The following is a 17,634-nucleotide window of genomic DNA, read 5'->3' as shown; positions in this document are numbered from 1 at the left end:
CGCCACGCGGATGAAGACGGGGCGCGGCCATTTCTGGCCACGCCCCGTAGTGGGTGTTCGCGTGCCGACTTTTTGCGTGCACTTGTTTGCGTGCAAACAACCGGTAAAGTACCGGTAACGTATCAGGCGCAATCGAAGCCTATAGGCCCCAACCGCCGTTCTCTTTGTTCTATCTGCCAGTCCTGGCAAATGCATTGTCCTGTACCACCGGCTTCCCTACCTGCACCGCGCCTTGTTTGAAGGCGGGCACAGCCGTATCCGCCGCGGCATGTGACAGACTGAATCGCTCCTCGGGCGCCGTCCCGTTCAGATGATAATTTCCGACCGCGGCCTCGCGCTGAATCGCCGGATTGTGCGATGCAATGACGCGAGCATTGCGCCAGTGGCGATCGAGCCGGCGTGCCTCGCTCGTCGCTGACGCACCGCCCACTTCGAATAGCAGCGTGGCTGCCTCAAGCACTTGCTCGAGCACGATCTGCTGCGCCTGGTAGGCCTGGATATCGACGGCAATGTAGTCCGCTGTCGTCGCCACGCCCGCGTTGCGCGCCCGATGCACCCGGTCGAGCGCCGCCGCTACCGACTCAACCAGCGCCTCAGCCGAATACGCGAGACTCGCGAGCCGTCCCACTACGCGATGCACCAGCGGATTGTCACGCGGGCTCGATTGCCCCGCTACGCCAAACGTGCGCGTACGGCCCTGAACAAACGCCACACCATCGCGCAATACCGCGCGTGCAATGCCGGCGAGCGTCGCCAGATGCACGGCCTGGTAGAACGCGGTCAGCAACGAGTTGCGGCGCGGCTCTGATGCCTTGTAGCGCGACAGGATCTGATCGACGGGCACGCGCACGTTATCCAAACGTGTTGTACCGCTAGCGGTCAGACGCTGGCCGAACCCGTCCCAGTCATCGGTGCGCGCCACACCCGGTGAATCGCTTCGAACCAGCAGGTGGAGATCGGTCTGCGCATCGTGCGCGGCGACGTAGATCCATTCCGAATAAAGCGTACCCGTGCTGTAGTATTTCTCGCCGTTCAGAAGAACAAACCCGGGGTCCGCGTCGGGCGTGACGGTCACGCTGTTGTGCGTGGAGCCGGTGCGCTCTGACGTAGCCGCTCCAACCGTCTCGCCTTTCGCAATACGACCCAGCCAGCGCTCGCGGGTTGCGTCGTCGCCGGTTTCCAGTTGCTGTTCGATGAAACCCGAGTGCGCGCGAATGATCTGCGGCAGGTTCGAATCGGCTTCGCCCAGACGCGTCAGGAGGCGGAAATACTGCGGCAGCGAAACGCCGCCGCCGCCATATTCGCGCGGTACCCGCAAGGCGGTAAAGCCACTGTCTTTCAAACTCTGGACGGCATCGCGAGCGAGTTCACGGCCCTGCTCACGTTCTATGGTGCCTTTGCCGATCTGCTCGAATATTTCCGCGAAACGCGCGTAAAGCGCAGCGTCCGCCGGTGCTGACGTCGTCATTCACTTCTCCACAATTTGAACAGGTGCGAACGATGAGGATAAGTGCCACGCCAGAGCGCCGACAACGAACCATAGGTGCTAACCATATGCGCGTACTGGGTTTTGCTGGCGTCACCCGGGCCTGGTTCTCCTTGTTCTCATACTGCGGCGAATGCGGTTTAGTGATTTAGCGTATATCGATCAGCGGATTTATTCGTCGCTTTGCTCGGCTGTCCGATCAAGAATCCAAAATCAGCTAATGTTAGCTAATAAGCGCTTGAGCAAGAATGACCAAATCGACCAACACGCCGCCCCGACAACTTCACCTCAACGTCAATATCCTGCATTCGGGTTTCGTGCCATCTGCATGGCGTCTGGCCGATTCCGATCCTCAAGCGTTCATCGACGTCCGTCATTACGTGCGGGTAGCGCAGATCGCGGAGGCCGCCGCTTTCGACGCCGTGTTCCTCGCCGACAACGCCTCTATCGCCGACCAGATCGACTTTCGCCCGATCACCGCGCTCGAGCCGACCATCCTGCTTGCCTGCATCGCGGCAGCGACCTCGCATATCGGCGTGATCGGCACTGCGTCCACGAGTTACAACGAGCCGTACAACATCGCGCGCCGCTTCGCCACGCTCGACCATGTCAGTGGCGGACGGGCCGGCTGGAACGTCGTGACGACCGCGGACCTGGGCTCAGCGCGCAATTTCGGGCGCGATGCCGTGCCCGATCACGCCGAGCGCTACGCACGCGCTGCGGAATTCACCAGCGTCGTCAAAGCGCTCTGGGACAGTTGGGAGGACGGCGCGGTTATCGGCGATAAAACGAGCGGACTATTCGTCGATACGGCGAAGGTTCATCCCGTCTCGCATCGAGGCGCACATTTCTCGGTGCAGGGTCCATTGAATGTGCCGCGTTCGCCGCAAGGACATCCGGTGCTGGTGCAAGCCGGCGCTTCGGGCGATGGCCGAGAGCTTGCCGCACGGCATGCCGAGGCAGTGTTCTCGGCTTCGCAATCGTTTGAGGAATCAGAAGCCTATGGGCGCGATCTGAAGGCGCGCGCGGCGGCTTTTGGACGCGGCCCGGACGCCGTGAAGGTGCTGGCGGGACTGACCACGATCATCGGCGCAACGGAGGCCGAAGCATTGCGTCGCCGCGATGAACTCGTGGACCTGATTCCGTGGAGCTATAGCCTCGCCCGACTCGCCGGTACCCTCGGCGTAACGCCGGATCGTCTCAAGCTGGACGAACAACTGCCGGACAACCTGTCCTTGCCGGCCCCAGGCAACGGCAACCATACGTTCTTTCACGCCACGCTGGCGCAAGCGCGGACGCATGGCTACACCGTGCGTCAACTCATCCGGGCACTTGCCGGAGGCGGGGGGCATCGTGTGATCGTGGGTACGCCCGAGCAGATCGCCGATGACATCGAACGCTGGTTCAGGGCTGGGGCCGCCGATGGCTTCAACCTCATGCCCGATACATTGCCGGGTGGATTACAGGATTTCGTCGATGGCGTCGTTCCAATCCTTCGCCAGCGCAGTATCTTTCGCACTGCATATGAAGGTACGACGCTGCGCGAGCATCTCGGTCTGCGGCGTCCCGAGAACCAGAGCTTGTGGCGCAAAAGTGCCTAAACTTACGCCCGTATCAAGCGGACTCACGCATGACAGTGTCCCTTTTCACGAAGCATCCCGACCCCACACACCATGGCCAAGCGAACCGGACAACTGCGCCTCGGCGCCTTTCTTTATCCTGCAGGGCATCACATTGCTGCGTGGCGGCATCCAGATGCTCAGGCCGACGCCGGCATCAATTTCGGCCACTACGTGCAGCTTGCCCAAGCGGCGCAAGCCGCGAAATTCGATCTTCTGTTTCTCGCCGATGGCGTGGGCACCCGAGGCGATAACCTCGACTTTCTGAGCCGCACGGCGCACAGCTACATCGCTCAGTTCGAGCCGATCACGCTGCTGTCCGCACTGGCTTCCGTGACAGAAAACATCGGCCTGGTCGGCACGGCGTCCACCAGCTTCAACGAGCCGTATCACATCGCTCGCAAGTTCGCGTCGCTCGACCATATCAGCGGCGGACGTGCAGGATGGAACCTCGTTACTTCGTCGAATGAGCATGAAGCGAAGAACTTTAATCGTGACCGGCATTTCGAGCATGGAGAACGCTATGAACGGGCAACCGAGTTTGCGGAGATCGTCGACCGGCTCTGGGATAGTTGGGAGGACGATGCATTCTTGCGCGACAAAGAGCAAGGCCGCTTCTTCAATCCCGCCAAGCGCCATGTCCTCGATCACAAAGGGCGATTCTTCCAGGTCAAGGGGCCGCTGAACGTAGCTCGCTCGCCGCAAGGTCAGCCAGTGGTCGTGCAAGCGGGTTCATCGGAAGCTGGCCGGGCGCTCGCGGCCCGCACCGCCGAGGTTATCTTCACGGCGCAGCAAACCCTTCAGGACGCGATCGATTTTTATGCCGACGTCAAGGGTCGTCTCGGACAACACGGGCGTCATCCGGACGACCTGAAGATCATGCCCGGCGTGATGCCTATTGTCGGGCGCACCGAAAGCGAGGCGCGCGAGAAGTTCGAGCATTTGCAATCGCTGATCGACCCGGCGGTGGGCCTTGCATTGGTGTCGGGGCTCACCGGCGGTTTGGACTTGTCGGCTTATCCGCTTGATGGCCCCATTCCCGAATTGCCGGAAACGAACGCAAGCAAGAGCCGTCAATTGCTCACGCTCGAATTGGCTCGGCGCGAAAACCTGACGATTCGACAGCTTTATCTGCGCGTGGCGGGCGCACGCGGACATTGGCAAGTGGTCGGCTCACCCGAACAGATCGCGGATCAACTGGAGGAACGCTTCGTGCAATATGGGGCCGACGGCTACAACGTAATGCCAGCGGTTCTGCCGGGCAGCCTGACGGATTTCATCGAACTGGTGCTGCCGGAGTTGCGTCGCCGCGGACTGTTTCGCACGGAATATGAAGGCCGGACGTTGCGCGCCAATCTTGGCCTTGCGCGCCCTGTTAATCGGTACTCTGCAGAGAAGGTAGGTGCGGTGGCGGCTTGAGCGTAAGCGTGCGTGGAACGAGCCAGGCGCGTCGGTTCACGACAAGGCCGATGAACACTTGACGGGCCCCTCGGACGCGGGCCCGTGCGGACGACCGTATCTCATCGGGCCGGACGACTGCGTCAAAAAGGCTGCAAACTGAACAAGGAACGCGTACACCCACTAAAATCCCTGGAAGAGACGAATTTTCCAAGGTGGGTATCTGGCCGAGCATCAACAAGGTTTTATTCTGACGCGTCATTGGCGGGACACTGCCAATGGGACCGAAGTCGAATTCTGGCTTGCGACGGACGAAGGTCCCCGCCACCTGCGCTTGCGCCCGCAGGATTCGGTCGCGTTCATTCCAGCCGAACAACGCGAGCGGGCCGAAACCATCTTGCAACGCGAGAAGCAGGTGGAACTTCGCCCGCTGGATCTCGTTGACTTCAACCATCGGCCGGTATTGGGCCTGTACAGCAAGCAATATCGGCAATTGACGGGGCTGGAGAGACGCTTGAAGCAGGGCGGCGTAGACGTGTACGAAGCCGATGTCTTTCCGCCAGACCGCTACATGATGGAGCGCTTTATTACGGCGCCGGTCGTGTTCACCGGCGAGTCTCGTGGAGGCGGTCCGCTTCTGAACAGCGAGTTGAAACCCGCGTCGGGTTATCGGCCGAAGTTGAAACTGGTGTCGCTCGACATAGAAACCAGCGCCAAAACGGAGCTCTATTCCATCGCGCTCGAAGGCTGCGGTGAGCGTCAGGTTTATATGCTGGGACCGCCCAACGGCGACAGTAGCGGCATCGACTTCAAGCTTGAATACTGCGAAAGCCGCCCTCTCCTGCTGGAGAAACTCAACGCGTGGCTTCAGCGGCACGATCCCGATGCGATCATCGGCTGGAACCTGGTTCAGTTCGATTTGCGCGTATTGCAGGAACACTCGCAGCAATACCAGATTCCGCTGCGGCTGGGTCGCGGCGGGAGCGTGATGGAATGGCGGCAGCATGGTCTCACTCAAAACCATTTCTTCGCGGGCGCGGCAGGACGATTGCTGATCGATGGAATTGAAGCCCTTAGGTCCGCAACATGGAGCTTCCCTTCGTTCAGCCTCGAGTATGTCGCGCAGACGGTGCTGGGCGAAGGCAAGGCCATCGATAACCCGTACCAGCGGATGGACGAAATCCAGCGCCGTTTCGATGAAGACAAACCCGCTCTCGCACGCTACAACCTGAAGGATTGCGAACTGGTTACGCGGGTCTTCGCGAAGACGGAACTGCTGCCCTTCCTGCTCGAACGCGCGACGGTCACGGGTCTGCCCGCTGATCGCAGCGGTGGATCGGTGGCGGCTTTTACGCACTTGTACATGCCGCGGATGCATCGGCAAGGATTCGTCGCGCCCAACCTCGGCGATATCGCCGGCGCGGCAAGCCCCGGCGGATTCGTCATGAATTCGCGCCCGGGGCTTTACGACTCCGTGCTGGTTCTCGACTATAAAAGCCTGTATCCATCGATCATTCGTACCTTCCTTATCGACCCCGTTGGGTTAGTCGACGGTTTGCGCCATCCCGACGATCAGCATTCGGTACCGGGTTTTCTTGGCGCACGTTTTTCACGCACGCGTCATAGTCTGCCGGCCATTGTCGATCAGGTCTGGAAAGGACGCGAAGAAGCGAAACGCGAGCACAACAAGCCGCTTTCGCAAGCGTTGAAGATCATCATGAACGCGTTCTACGGCGTGCTGGGTTCCACGGGATGCCGCTTCTTCGACCCTCGCCTTGCCTCGTCGATCACCATGCGCGGTCACGAAATCATGCGCAAGACGCGTGAGTTGATTGAGGCCGAAGGATATGAAGTGATCTACGGTGATACGGATTCCACTTTCGTCTGGTTAAAGCACGCTCGCAGCGAGGAAGAAGCGGCGCGAATTGGTGGAACGCTCGTCGAGCACGTGAATGCGTGGTGGCAGGATCATGTGCGAGAGCGCTTCGGTCTGGAGAGCGCGCTTGAACTCCAATTCGAACGACACTATCGCCGGTTTTTCATGCCGACCATTCGCGGCGCGGAAGAAGGCAGCAAAAAGCGTTATGCCGGTCTTAGCCTTCTGCCTGACGGTAGCGAAGAAGTGGTCTACAAGGGCCTTGAAACTGTTCGCAGCGACTGGACGCCGCTCGCGCAGCAGTTCCAGCGAGAACTCTATTTGCGAATCTTCAAAGGCGAGCCGTATCAGGACTATGTTCGCGATTACGTGCGGCGCACGCTGAGCGGCGAATTCGACGAGTTGCTCGTGTATAGAAAGCGCCTGCGCCGGCCACTGGATGCGTATGAGCGCAACGTGCCGCCGCATGTCCGCGCGGCTCGCATGGCCGATGAGTTCAACCGCGAGCGCGGCCGGCCGTTGCAGTATCAACGTGGCGGGTGGATCAGTTATGTGATAACTAGCGCAGGACCGGAACCGCTTGAAACCTTGCAGGCTGCCATTGACTACGATCACTACCTGACGCGGCAATTGCAGCCTATTGCCGATGCTATCTTGCCGCTTCTGCAAAGCGACTTCCAGACGCTGGTTTCTGGCCAGCACGAGTTGTTCTAGCCCACGAAGATATCCACAGAAATTGTTGGCAAGGCTGTGGACAAGTCTTGAGGAGGTGCCGCAACGCGTTGATTTGGTTGAGGCTTAGGCCCTTGCTTCGTTATGAACGACACGGACCAGCGGGGCTAAGCGCGAGACGCGCCGCCCCGTCGCGCAATCTCTTAAGCCCCAAGCGCTGTTTCCGCCGCTCCCGCCAGCGCGAGAATCATCTCGTCCTGACCATGGAATCCGCCGACGCTCAGCCCCACAGGCGCATCCCCCTCCCGATGGCAAGGCACCGAAACCGCGCAGCCATCGAGAAAATTCACCACGCTTGGATTACGCAGCACCAGCGCGTTGGCTGCGGCGAAAGCTGCGTCATCGGCTTCGAGCGAGGCAATCGCAGGCGGGGCGATAGGAACGGTCGGCATGATGAACGCATCGAAGCCGGCGAAGAACTGCTGAGCCGCCGCGATGGTCGTGCGCCGCGCTGCGAGCAGATCAAGGTAATCCGCCGCCGATGCCGCCTCGCCGCGCCTGATCCGCGCCAGCACGCGCCGGTCGTATGCATCCGCGTGAGTACCGAGGCGCGAGCGATGAGCAGCAAACGCTTCTATCGGCGAGAAGCCGAACGTGTTGATCGCAGGCAGCGAATCGAGCGGCGCGAAACGGACTTCAGTAAGCAAGGCGCCGGCTTGAGCGAGCTTGTCCAACGCCGCTTCATAAGTTCGTGCAACTTCCGGCTCAATGCCGTCCATCACATAGTTGCGCAGCACCGCGAACCGCGCGCCCGCAAGCGGCCTGCTTGCGTCGAACGAGGCCCCCGAGAGCACGCCATCCATCGTCACGCAGCACGCGACACTCGGCGCAATGGCGCCGACTACATCGAGCGTAGGCGACAGCGGCACAGCACCCTCAGTCGGTACACGTCCCGCGCTCGGTTTAAAACCCGTGAGTCCGCAAAACGCGGCCGGAATGCGCAGCGATCCGCCCGTGTCGCTGCCAAGGCCCGCTGCCGCCATGCCATCGGCCACCGAAGCTGCCGCCCCCGACGACGACCCTCCCGCCACGTGTCGTTCGCTACGGCGCCACGGCGATGCAGGCGTGCCGTAGTGCGGATTGAGACCCAGCCCCGAGAATGCGAACTCGCTCATGTTGGTGCGCCCGATCAGCACCGCGCCGGCACGCCTTAACCGGGCGATCGCGGGCGCGTCGGTGCGGGCAGGCGGAGCATCGGCGAGAACGCGGGAACCGGCGCGGGTCGGCTGGCCTTGTACATCGAAGAGATCCTTTATCGATATTGGCACCCCCGCGAGCGGCGAGAGACGCGTGCCTGCACGGCGGAGTGCATCGAGGGCATCGGCCTGGCGGCGGGCACCGTCAGCGTCCACGAAACAGAATGCGGCGCCGCCATTACCGCCATCGGCAGCAATGCGTTCCAGCGCGGTTTCAGTCAGTTCGCGAGAGGTCGTAGTGCCTGCGTCGAGCATGGCGGCGAGATCGGCGAGCGGGGTCTTGGGAGCGAAGAGCGGCATGGATGATATCCAGTAAAAGTCAGGCAACGACCGGCAGCGAAGCCACCGAATACCGATGTTTCAAAGTGCGTCCGAGCACCGGATCGTGAAGCTCGAGTTCGAAGGCATCGCCCGAGGACATCGCCGCTATCGCGCCGTGCACAGCAAGCGTGCCACCGAACATCGCGCTCTTCGCAGGCAGTGTTGGCGCACCCGCGAACCTTCGCCACAAGTCGGCCGGTTCCAGCAGTCCGTTGACCGCACCCGATTGATAAAGGCGGCGCTCACCGTCAGCGCAGCTCAACCACGAGCGCATTGTCAACTGATCCCAATGCGCGGCGACATCGGCATAAAGCCAGGCATCGTGGCCAAGCGGTTTGGCACAAACCTGCTTCGATACCGCCACGCCATACGCCTCTACTTCGCGATCCGTATGATCTGAGCCGATAGCGACCAGCGTACCAAGCGGGCTGTCGAGCAGCACACATTCGACTTCGCCGCCCGAGTGCTCACCGAGCACGGCGATGCTGTCGTCCTGCGTGAGCAGGCCAGCGGCCAAACGATAGAAACATGGCGTGGTCGAAGGCGGCGCTACACCAAGAGCCGCGAGTTCATCGATATGCGCCTGGATCGCGGCAGGATCGCGCCCTGCCCAGCCGGCAATCACAAGGTCGTCTATGTTGGCCGTGGTCGACGCAGACGCTGCGCCGAGGGGAAATACGTTGAAGGAAAGCGTAGTCATTGAGCGTACGAAAGTTAGATGAGCACGGCGCGGCAACGCGCGCCGGGACGACAGGCCGCGCTTTAGTTTTCCAGCGGCCGGCGCGCGGTCTCACGCGCGACGATCAGCGAAATGCCGGTGACAACCACCGCCAGCGCCACGTACACCGACACCGCCAGCGTGCTGTTGTAGTGCTTGAACAGGCTCACGATGATGAGCGGCGCGAAGCCGCCGCCGAGAATGCCGGCAAGCGTGTAAGCGAGCGACGATCCGGCATAACGCACACGCGTTGGAAACTGCTCAGTCACGAATGCGGCTTGCGGGCCATACATCACTGCATGGATCACGAGCCCCACCACGACGGCGAGCACGATCTGCCACGGTCGCGCGCTATCCACAAGCACGAAGAAAACGAACGCCCACACCAGCGCGGCAAACGCGCCAGCGAGATAGACCGGCCGGCGCCCAAAGCGATCCGACAGCGCGCCGAAGAACGGCACGCTCAACGCATTGCACGCGGTGCCGATCAACACAGCGGTCAACGCAGTCGTGCGTGACAGATGCAGCACGGTCGTGACATACGTCAGCGTGAACACGACCAGCAATGCGTACAGCACGTCTGAGCCGATCCGCGAACCGCCGGCAATCAGCAGACGCCGCCAGTGCTGCGTGAGCACTTCAACAACAGGTACCTTCGCCGTTGCATGGGCATGGCTAAGTTGCTCGAACTGCGGGGTTTCATCGACTCCGCGCCGTATCCACAGGCCAAAAACCACCAGCAGCATGCTGGCGACAAAGGGCAGACGCCAGCCCCAGGCGAGGAAATCGTCGGGGGAAACCACGAGCGTGAGTAGCGCGATGAGACCCGTGCCGAGCAGCGTGCCGAACGACGGCCCGACCTGCGTCCACGACGCGCTCAGGCCGCGCTTGTTCTGATCGCCATGTTCAATCGATAGCAGCACAGCCCCGGCCCATTCGCCGCCGAGCGCGATGCCCTGCACGAAGCGCAGCGCGACGAGCAGGATCGGACTATAGATGCCGATGGCCGCATACGTCGGCAAGAATCCCATCAACGCCGTGGTGATGCCCATCAGCACGAGCGTGAGCATCAGAACAGCACGACGGCCGATCCGATCGCCCAGATTGCCGAAGATCACGCCGCCGAGCGGCCGCGAGATATACCCGACCGCATACGTCGAGAACGCGAGAATGGTGCCCGCGAGCGGATCGACGGAGGGGAAAAACAGGTGATTGAAAACAAGCGCGGCGAGCGTGTTGTAGATCGTGAAGTCGTACCACTCCAGCGACGTGCCGACCATGCTCGCCGTCGCTAGACGGCCACGTCCGACGTGCGGCGAACCGAGCTCGGATTGCTGGGCAAGTGTATTCATCGAGAACCTCGGATGATGAAAGCGGGATAAACATGACGACGACGTGGGTCAGGCCGAAATGCGCCAGAGCATCTGGAACGTGCGAACTTCGGCGCCGTCCGCGAGTGTTTCGGCTAGCGCGCGGGTGGCCTCGGCGTCACTGCCTTCGATCAGCACGAGCGCATCGGCGGCGGCCAATACCGGTTCCTTCGATGCCGTCAATGACACCGACAACGCAGGCGCCGTGCAAAAAAGCCGTGCGGCATGAATGCCGGCCTGACGCAGACCTGCTTCGAAGCGCGGCTTCAACAACGCGGCTTCAACGCGTTCCGGTGGCAGTACGAACAGTGCGAGAAACGCGCCTTCACCATCACCCTGTTCAAGCGTCAATTCGCCTACGCGCCGCTGCGTGTTGGTCATCCGCGCGAAGTTGCCGAGCGACCATGGGGTTTGCTGAGTGAATGCGCGCTGATAAGCGTCGCTGCGAAAGACGTCGAGCGACTCGGTCACATACAGAGCGAGATAGCGGCGCGGGCCGCCGTCGGTGGCCTTGAAGCGGCGTGCGTAGCGAAAGCCGGGAATGGCGACGCGTTCCTGCATGTGCTCGCGGTCGTACCACGCGTTGAAATCGGCTTCCTGCACCGGATTGGGGTCGGTATCCGTCCAGATGCAAAGCTGGCCCTGCGGTTGTGATGCGCTCATCGATTGTTCCCTGGCGAAAGTGGATTCGTAATGGGAACAGTGTCGCGAGCAGCGGGCACTTAGGTCCAACAAGAAAACAAATACGGCGCGAACAAGTTTCCTTATGACTTGCTTGCGGGCGCCTTGCTTGCCGACGACTTGCGCGTGCGCCCCGGCTTGCGAGCGTTGACTTCCGGCGGCGGCGTCGGCATGCCGCTAGTCTTGCGCGCGCCGCGTTTCGGCGATGCCCCTGGCTTGGCATCGGCCTTCGCAGCAGGAACCCGCTCAGCGTGGAGCGCCGCTTCAAACTCGCTTGCGGCTTGCCGTGCCAGATCGGCGATACGCGCGGCGAGCGGGTGACTCTGCGCCCGGCAGGTCGCCACCAGCGGCAGCGACGGAAACTCGGCGCTCACATCGAGGACTTCAAGCGTCCCTTCGCGCAACTCGCGCTGGATGATCGCGGGCGGCAGTGCAGCCACGCCGAAACCGTCGGCAACCAGCCGAATCATGGCCGCCACCGACGTGATGCAGTTGATCCGCGCGGGCCGCTCGACTGCCAGTGCGAAGAGTTGCTCAAGCGTTGCGTGCGGACCGGAGTGACGCGAAAAGCTGACGATGGGAAAGTCCGCGAGATCCACGAGATCGAGGGTCCGGCCCGAGAGTCCGAGCTTGGGGCTAGCCACCCAACGCACAGGGAATTCAGACAGCGGCAGATTGGTGAAGTCGGGGCCAGCGATTGCATCGGTCTGCAGGATCAACTCGATCTCACCGCCGCGCAGCAGGTTCGCGAGGTGAATCGTGGTGTCGCTGGTGACTTCTATTTCGAGCCGCGGATAACGCTCGCGCACGAGCGCCATTAGCGCCGGGAACCAGCTATGCACGATCGATTCAATCACGCCGATGCGGATCAGGCCCGCGTCGGCGTCTGCGTCGTCGACTTCCCGGCGCATTTCCTCGCCAAGGCGCACGATGCGCTCCGCATAGGCCAGCATCTTGCGGCCGGCCGGCGTGAGCGTGGCGGAGCGCGAGTTGCGATCGAACAGCCGGACGTCGAAGCTCTCCTCAAGCGACGCGATCCGGCTTGAGACGGCCGCTTGCGTGGTATGCAGTTTCTCGGCCGTGAGGCGGAAATTCTGGAGCTTGGCTAGCCAGACGAAGGTTTCGAGGAAGCGGATGTTCACGGCAAAGGTCGCAAGTCAGGACGAACGGGCATGGTAACGCGTCGTGGCGGATGGGCAGAGTTGGTTCGCCGCGATCGGCTATGGTTGCTTCGACGCTCGGAACGGATCGGGGCGTTTGTGCAGGTGTTTTCGGTGAATATATTCGCTGTATAAAAAACTGAAATACCGAAACGAATTGCGATATTAATTCTAATATTTATTGAGCCCCTGACGCTTTGCCAAATGACAATGCTTGATATAACCTCCTACCCTATTAAACCCATTCCCTTATACAGAAGTGTCGTCACCATCGTCGTGGCGTAAGAGGCGCAATGTTTTTGCAGCGACATGAACTTCTCTGAGGCCGAGCCAGATGGTCTTTGCTCCGGGTTCGCCGTCGCCCTTGCGGCCAAGGAAACCTCCCAGGCGCGCGATCAGTCGCAATACTTCGTTGAGCTTCGGTTGGGCCGGCGCTCGGGTTTTCGTGAGCAGGTAGGCGGAGCGAATTTCATCGGGATCGAAGAACAGGTGCGCGTCCAGATCCGGGCAGGTTCGTCCGAGCCGCATCAAATAAGCCACACGCCAAGCCACCACCAGAAACAGCGCTAACGCGCGCTCGAGCCGTTCGATCGTGCCCAACTGAAGCGCCTCGACACGGCACGCGTTCTTCAGGATGTTGAACAAGATTTCCACTTCCCAGCGCGCTCGATACCAATCGATCAGTTCGACTGCCTCCTCCACCGTGCTGGCCGTGCGATTGGTCAACAGACGCCATTCGATCGGCTTAACGCCCGCTGGCGCATCGAACTCGCGCGCGACCAGGCACGTCGCAGCGATGCACTTGCCTTTGCCCGCGGGCAACTCCACGTGTTGCACCCACAGGTGCTGGCGCACCGTGCGTGCTTTGACGCCATGGCGCGAAGCCATCGTGAAGGCGATTTGCCCGACAGCTTCCCCACGGCTCGTGCGCTCCCACAGCTTGTCTCCCTCCGGCAGGCAGCGATTATGAGCGGCTCGTACCAGCCAGTCTGCCGGCGTGCCCAGCTCCTGCGCTCGCAACATCAGCGACATCAGATCCGCTTCGCGGTCAGCCACATACACCAAACGCGTGGAGGGCAGGCTCGGCGCCATCTCGGCAATGCGCTCATAGCCCTCGATCCAGCGCACACTCTCCTTGAGTCCGCCACGCTTGCCGGATTCGTCCTTCTTCTCCCGCGCCCACATCCACGCATCCAGAATGCCCAACGGCTCGCGCTGCGGCGTGACCGCGTAGGTCGGATGCAGATACATGCCCCGCTGGGCTTCATAGCTCAGTGGCCCGAGTCCGATCGCGCCTTGTCCGTTGAAATCCAGCTCTGATGTGTCCTGCACGCAGAGCACGACACGATGGGCCTGCATGCGCTCCTGCGTCTGCTGCCAATGCGGCTCCAAAATCGCATGCCATTCGACCTTGTCGTTGTCGAAGAAGCGGTACGCCGCCATCGTCTCGCCCCAGCCCTGGCATGCCTTGGGCACGCTGGCCATCGGGTCCGCCGCCATTCTTTCCATCAAAAGCCTCGCTCGCTTGTTCAGGCGCGCATCGCCGAGCTCGAGCTGTTTGAATTCCGTCTGGGTCCAGGGCGTCGATTCGGTGACCAATGCGTCCACTCAAAAAGCAAGAGTAAACGCGATCCGCTGAAAGTTTACAAGCGCAGCGCTACGTCATTGAAAGTAAACGCGTTCTTCCGCGCACGACGCCTTGGGATACGAGATGTGTATAACCGGATGTATTAAACCCTCGATTTAATCAAAGCGAGGACGGCCAGATCGGTTCGTTGAGTCTTCGCAGATTTGAATTTGTCGATCGGACAGCGCTTGTCATGCCCTGTGCAAGGCGGTTCAGGTAGATCGGGGGTTAAACACGCTTATCGTTATCAAACGTGTCGACAATCGCCTCCATTTGCAATATTTTCTTTAATACTCCGAATGAGGTCATTAAACACTCAATCATTTCTAATAACACCGGTCGGACAAAATTATTTACTCAAGCTTTTCACCCGCGCGCGGGGACACATTCCAAATTAAAAACGCTAACCGTCATTACCATCAATAAAGCGCATCTGCACAGAACATCCAGCGAACCACCCCAGGCCGTATTCAACCGGATACGACCGATTTGCGAGCGGAGTTGACCTCATGGCCAAATGCTTCAGACTGATCCTTCTAAACCTGCTCTTGCTGTTTGCGACCTCCTGCTCGACTTCGCAAATACCCCCGACCAACGGGGTCGACCCCGATCTGGAGGCCAAGGCGCGCGCAGCGCTACAGCAGCTGTACAGCACCACGCCCAATGCGAAGTTACTCCAGTCCCGAGCGAGAGCCGTGCTCGTATTTCCGGAGATACTCAAAGCCGGTTTGATCGTCGGAGCCGAGGAAGGAAATGGCGTGATGTTCGGCCCGGATGGGAAAGTGATGGGCTACTACAATGCGACATCCGTTTCGTATGGTCTGCAAGCCGGCGCGCAATCGTTTCAGGAAGCCATGTTCCTCACGACCGATTCCGCAATCAAGTATCTGCAGACTAGTGGCGGCTGGTCGATTGGCGCGGGGCCGAGCGTTGTTGTCGTGGATTCCGGCACCGCACGGTCGCTGACATCGACCACGCTGCAATCGGACGTCTATGCGTTCATTTACGGCCAGCAAGGACTGATGGCCGGGGTAGGAATCCAGGGCCAGAAAATTACGAAGCTCAGTCCCTGAGAGGTTGGTTGTGCGGATGACTTGAGAGTGAAGAACGCGTGCCGGGCACACGCCGCTAAACGCCCTTATACATCCGCAATTTGTAGGCGCCGAAATTCGGCGCCCACGTGACATGGCCCGCGCTCAGCCGTGAGTGACTCAATCGTTACGTTTGGTTTGGCTTGGCTGACTGCGCCGAGTCATCTTGTGCGAAATAGCGAACCAACCCATTCGTATCACGGCCGATCATCGAGCCAGTGCTCCCTGCTCGCCGATTGCCGAGTTGATGTCCTCAATCGACACTGGTTTCGCAGGTCTGCGGATAATTCCTTTGAGTGCGGTCACTGGGAGATTGGCAGGCACCATTTCGTCGTTGAGGATGAACTCGATGCGCTCCCCTGCACCCAACCCGAGCTGCCTGCGAACGTCCAGAGGAATAGTTGCCTGCCCTTTAGATGTCACAGTTGGGGATGCCATTGTTCCTCATATTCGACATTCCTTAATTTGCTTCCAGTTAGCGCGGCAACTTCTTCGCGCCGCTGCCTGTACGCATCATCAGTTCCAGAGTTGCCTCGAGACGAATCACACGCTCGGTCAGTCCCTCGATCTTTAACTGTTGCTCTTTCACCGTACCGGCCAACGACACCACCTTGTCATTCATTTTGATAACGGTCGTGAGCGCGTCCCACACCTTGTCAGTCACACCCATTACTACCTACCTCCCGTCATTGCAGCGATGCGCTTATTCGATTCCGCAACAAATGACAGCGCGTCATCGAGTGCGTCATTCGCTTCCTTCGTGGACGCATCAACGCGCCAGATCAGCGCGTTGATATCCTCTTCGTCGTCCGACGGCGTGAAGCCCTGCGCCGCTTGGCGCATCAATTCGCTCACGTTGAGCCCGAGGCGCTTCGCGGTGCTCGCAATCGCACGTTTTTGAACCGGCGTCACCTGGACGACAATCCGTTCCGTTGCAGCAGCCATTCCCTCACTCCTATGTACATGAACATGATATGTACATAGTAATTCATTTCATGCGCCGGTCAAGTGCTTTTTGCCGCATCAACCGATTCAACCGATGTCAGCAACGTTCGAAACGAAGTCCCGCACCGCACCCCCCAACGCGAACGGCCCGCTTCCGCGGGCCGTCCTCACACACAACGCATCAACTTAATCAGCCGCGCGCAGCTTCGCCACTTCCGCGTCCGATGGCTGGACGCTCGCGCCATCGATGTATCGGTAGTTCGTCATGATACCCTTGCCGTCCTTCAACGCCGTGGTACCCACATACGCGCCCATCGTTGACTGGTTGTCCTGCGCGCGGTACGTGATCGGACCAAACGGCGTATCGACCTTCAAGCCCTTGAACGCCGCCGCAAGCTTGTCCGGATCGGTCGACTTGGCCTTCTTCAAGCCATCCGCAATCGACATCAACGCCGAATAACCCACCACCGATCCCACCCGCGGATAGTCGTGATACTTGGTCTCGTAGGCCGCGACAAATTTACGGTTAGCAGGCGTATCGATCGAATACCACGGATACCCCGTCACGATCCAGCCGACCGGCGCCTCGGACCCGAGCGGATCGAGGTATTCAGGCTCGCCCGTCAGCAATGACACCACTGAAACATCCTTGAACAGGCCACGCGTATTGCCCTCACGCACGAACTTGCCAAGATCGGCGGCGAACTCGACGTTGAAGATGGCGTCGGGCTTCGCATCCGCCAGCGCTTGCGTGACCGCGCCCGCATCGAGCTTGCCAAGCGGTGCCGCCTGGTCCGCAACGAACTCAACGTCAGGCTGCGCCGCTTTCAGCAAACGCTTGAACGTGGCCACCGCCGACTGGCCGTATTCATAGTTCGGATAGACAACCGCCCAGCGTTTCTTGTGCAGCTTCGCGGCTTCAGGCACAAGCATCGCGACCTGCATATAGGTCGACGGCCGCAGCCGATACGTGTACTTGTTGCCGTCCTGCCAGACGATCTTGTCGGTCAGCGGTTCAGCAGCCAGGAAGAAAACCTTGCGTTGCTTGGCATAGTCGGCGAGCGCCAACCCGGTGTTCGACAGGAACCCGCCGAACAGCAGCGAGACCTGTTCGCCCGTGATCAATTCCTGCGCGACGCGTACCGTATCGCCGGGGTTGCCGTTGTCGTCGCGCGAGATGACCTCAAGCTTCTTGCCATCGATACCACCTGCCGCGTTGACCTCGTCGAGCGCCATGTTCCAGCCGTTCTTATACGGACCGAGGAACGCGGGCTGCGCTTTATAACTGTTGATCTCGCCAATCTTGATGGTCTGAGCGGCAGCGCCGACCGACACTAAAGCGGTGGCCAGGGGCGCAACCATGAAGGCGGTTAAGCGCAGCAACGATCCAACACGCGTGGTCATAGTTTTTCTC

The 17,634-nt window shown here is 60.4% G+C and carries 15 protein-coding genes; 4 read left to right on the top strand and 11 right to left on the bottom strand.

The features are described 5' to 3' along the window. Positions 1 to 169: 169 nt before the first annotated feature. Positions 170 to 1,468 carry an acyl-CoA dehydrogenase family protein gene (locus SBC1_RS24910; protein WP_165094087.1) on the bottom strand — a complete coding sequence of 433 codons (1,299 nt, stop codon included), beginning with the start codon at positions 1,466 to 1,468 and terminating at the stop codon, positions 170 to 172. Positions 1,469 to 1,734: 266 nt separating this feature from the next. Here SBC1_RS24910 and SBC1_RS24905 point away from each other — a divergent pair, with 266 nt between their 5' ends. From SBC1_RS24905 to SBC1_RS24895, 3 genes are all read left to right on the top strand, one after another. Further along, a complete protein-coding gene (locus SBC1_RS24905; RefSeq protein ID WP_165094091.1) occupies positions 1,735 to 3,087 on the top strand; it encodes an LLM class flavin-dependent oxidoreductase in 1,353 nt (450 codons plus the stop codon). Positions 3,088 to 3,159: 72 nt separating this feature from the next. Then, the gene (locus tag SBC1_RS24900; RefSeq protein WP_165094095.1) at positions 3,160 to 4,524 is read left to right on the top strand and encodes an LLM class flavin-dependent oxidoreductase; all 1,365 of its coding nucleotides are present in this window, start codon (positions 3,160 to 3,162) and stop codon (positions 4,522 to 4,524) included. A 202-nt stretch (positions 4,525 to 4,726) separates the two neighbouring features. Next, complete coding sequence (locus tag SBC1_RS24895) at positions 4,727 to 7,093, top strand: DNA polymerase II (protein WP_165101195.1); 2,367 nt, start codon at positions 4,727 to 4,729, stop codon at positions 7,091 to 7,093. Positions 7,094 to 7,254: 161 nt separating this feature from the next. Here SBC1_RS24895 and SBC1_RS24890 read toward each other — a convergent pair whose 3' ends face one another. From SBC1_RS24890 to SBC1_RS24865, 6 genes are all read right to left on the bottom strand, one after another. Beyond that, positions 7,255 to 8,607: an amidase gene (locus SBC1_RS24890; protein ID WP_165094098.1), complete on the bottom strand. Its 1,353-nt coding sequence runs from the start codon at positions 8,605 to 8,607 to the stop codon at positions 7,255 to 7,257. Positions 8,608 to 8,626: 19 nt separating this feature from the next. Continuing rightward, the gene (locus tag SBC1_RS24885) at positions 8,627 to 9,328 is read right to left on the bottom strand and encodes a DUF2848 domain-containing protein (RefSeq protein ID WP_165094101.1); all 702 of its coding nucleotides are present in this window, start codon (positions 9,326 to 9,328) and stop codon (positions 8,627 to 8,629) included. A 62-nt stretch (positions 9,329 to 9,390) separates the two neighbouring features. Beyond that, positions 9,391 to 10,698, bottom strand: a complete 1,308-nt coding sequence (locus SBC1_RS24880) for an MFS transporter (RefSeq protein ID WP_165094106.1) — start codon at positions 10,696 to 10,698, stop codon at positions 9,391 to 9,393. Between the two features lie 48 nt (positions 10,699 to 10,746). Then, positions 10,747 to 11,379, bottom strand: coding sequence for a DUF4286 family protein (locus SBC1_RS24875; protein ID WP_165094110.1), 633 nt, complete (start codon positions 11,377 to 11,379; stop codon positions 10,747 to 10,749). A 101-nt stretch (positions 11,380 to 11,480) separates the two neighbouring features. Then, on the bottom strand, positions 11,481 to 12,539 hold the full coding sequence (locus SBC1_RS24870; protein WP_165094113.1) for a LysR family transcriptional regulator: 1,059 nt from the start codon (positions 12,537 to 12,539) through the stop codon (positions 11,481 to 11,483). Positions 12,540 to 12,806: 267 nt separating this feature from the next. Further along, positions 12,807 to 14,156: an IS4 family transposase gene (locus SBC1_RS24865; RefSeq protein WP_165089544.1), complete on the bottom strand. Its 1,350-nt coding sequence runs from the start codon at positions 14,154 to 14,156 to the stop codon at positions 12,807 to 12,809. Positions 14,157 to 14,693: 537 nt separating this feature from the next. On the opposite strand from SBC1_RS24865, the gene SBC1_RS24860 reads away from it, so the two are divergent. After that, positions 14,694 to 15,257, top strand: coding sequence for a YSC84-related protein (locus SBC1_RS24860; protein WP_165094118.1), 564 nt, complete (start codon positions 14,694 to 14,696; stop codon positions 15,255 to 15,257). 225 nt (positions 15,258 to 15,482) lie between these two features. On the opposite strand, the gene SBC1_RS24855 is transcribed toward SBC1_RS24860, so the two are convergent. The 4 genes from SBC1_RS24855 to SBC1_RS24840 all read right to left on the bottom strand — a co-directional run bounded on the left by SBC1_RS24855 (position 15,483) and on the right by SBC1_RS24840 (position 17,624). Then, positions 15,483 to 15,713: an AbrB/MazE/SpoVT family DNA-binding domain-containing protein gene (locus tag SBC1_RS24855; protein ID WP_165094121.1), complete on the bottom strand. Its 231-nt coding sequence runs from the start codon at positions 15,711 to 15,713 to the stop codon at positions 15,483 to 15,485. A gap of 37 nt (positions 15,714 to 15,750) precedes the next feature. Continuing rightward, positions 15,751 to 15,945 (bottom strand): hypothetical protein, encoded by a 195-nt coding sequence (locus SBC1_RS24850; RefSeq protein WP_165094124.1) that lies wholly within the window; start codon positions 15,943 to 15,945, stop codon positions 15,751 to 15,753. Positions 15,946 to 15,947: 2 nt separating this feature from the next. Further along, on the bottom strand, positions 15,948 to 16,220 hold the full coding sequence (locus tag SBC1_RS24845; RefSeq protein ID WP_165094127.1) for a hypothetical protein: 273 nt from the start codon (positions 16,218 to 16,220) through the stop codon (positions 15,948 to 15,950). A gap of 186 nt (positions 16,221 to 16,406) precedes the next feature. Next, a complete protein-coding gene (locus SBC1_RS24840) occupies positions 16,407 to 17,624 on the bottom strand; it encodes an ABC transporter substrate-binding protein (protein WP_165094131.1) in 1,218 nt (405 codons plus the stop codon). Positions 17,625 to 17,634 lie beyond the last annotated feature (10 nt).

This window comes from Caballeronia sp. SBC1, from assembly GCF_011493005.1.
GTDB lineage: Bacteria > Pseudomonadota > Gammaproteobacteria > Burkholderiales > Burkholderiaceae > Caballeronia.
The sequence above is the reverse complement of the archived record's forward strand: the minus strand, read 5'-3'. Positions and strand labels throughout refer to the sequence as shown.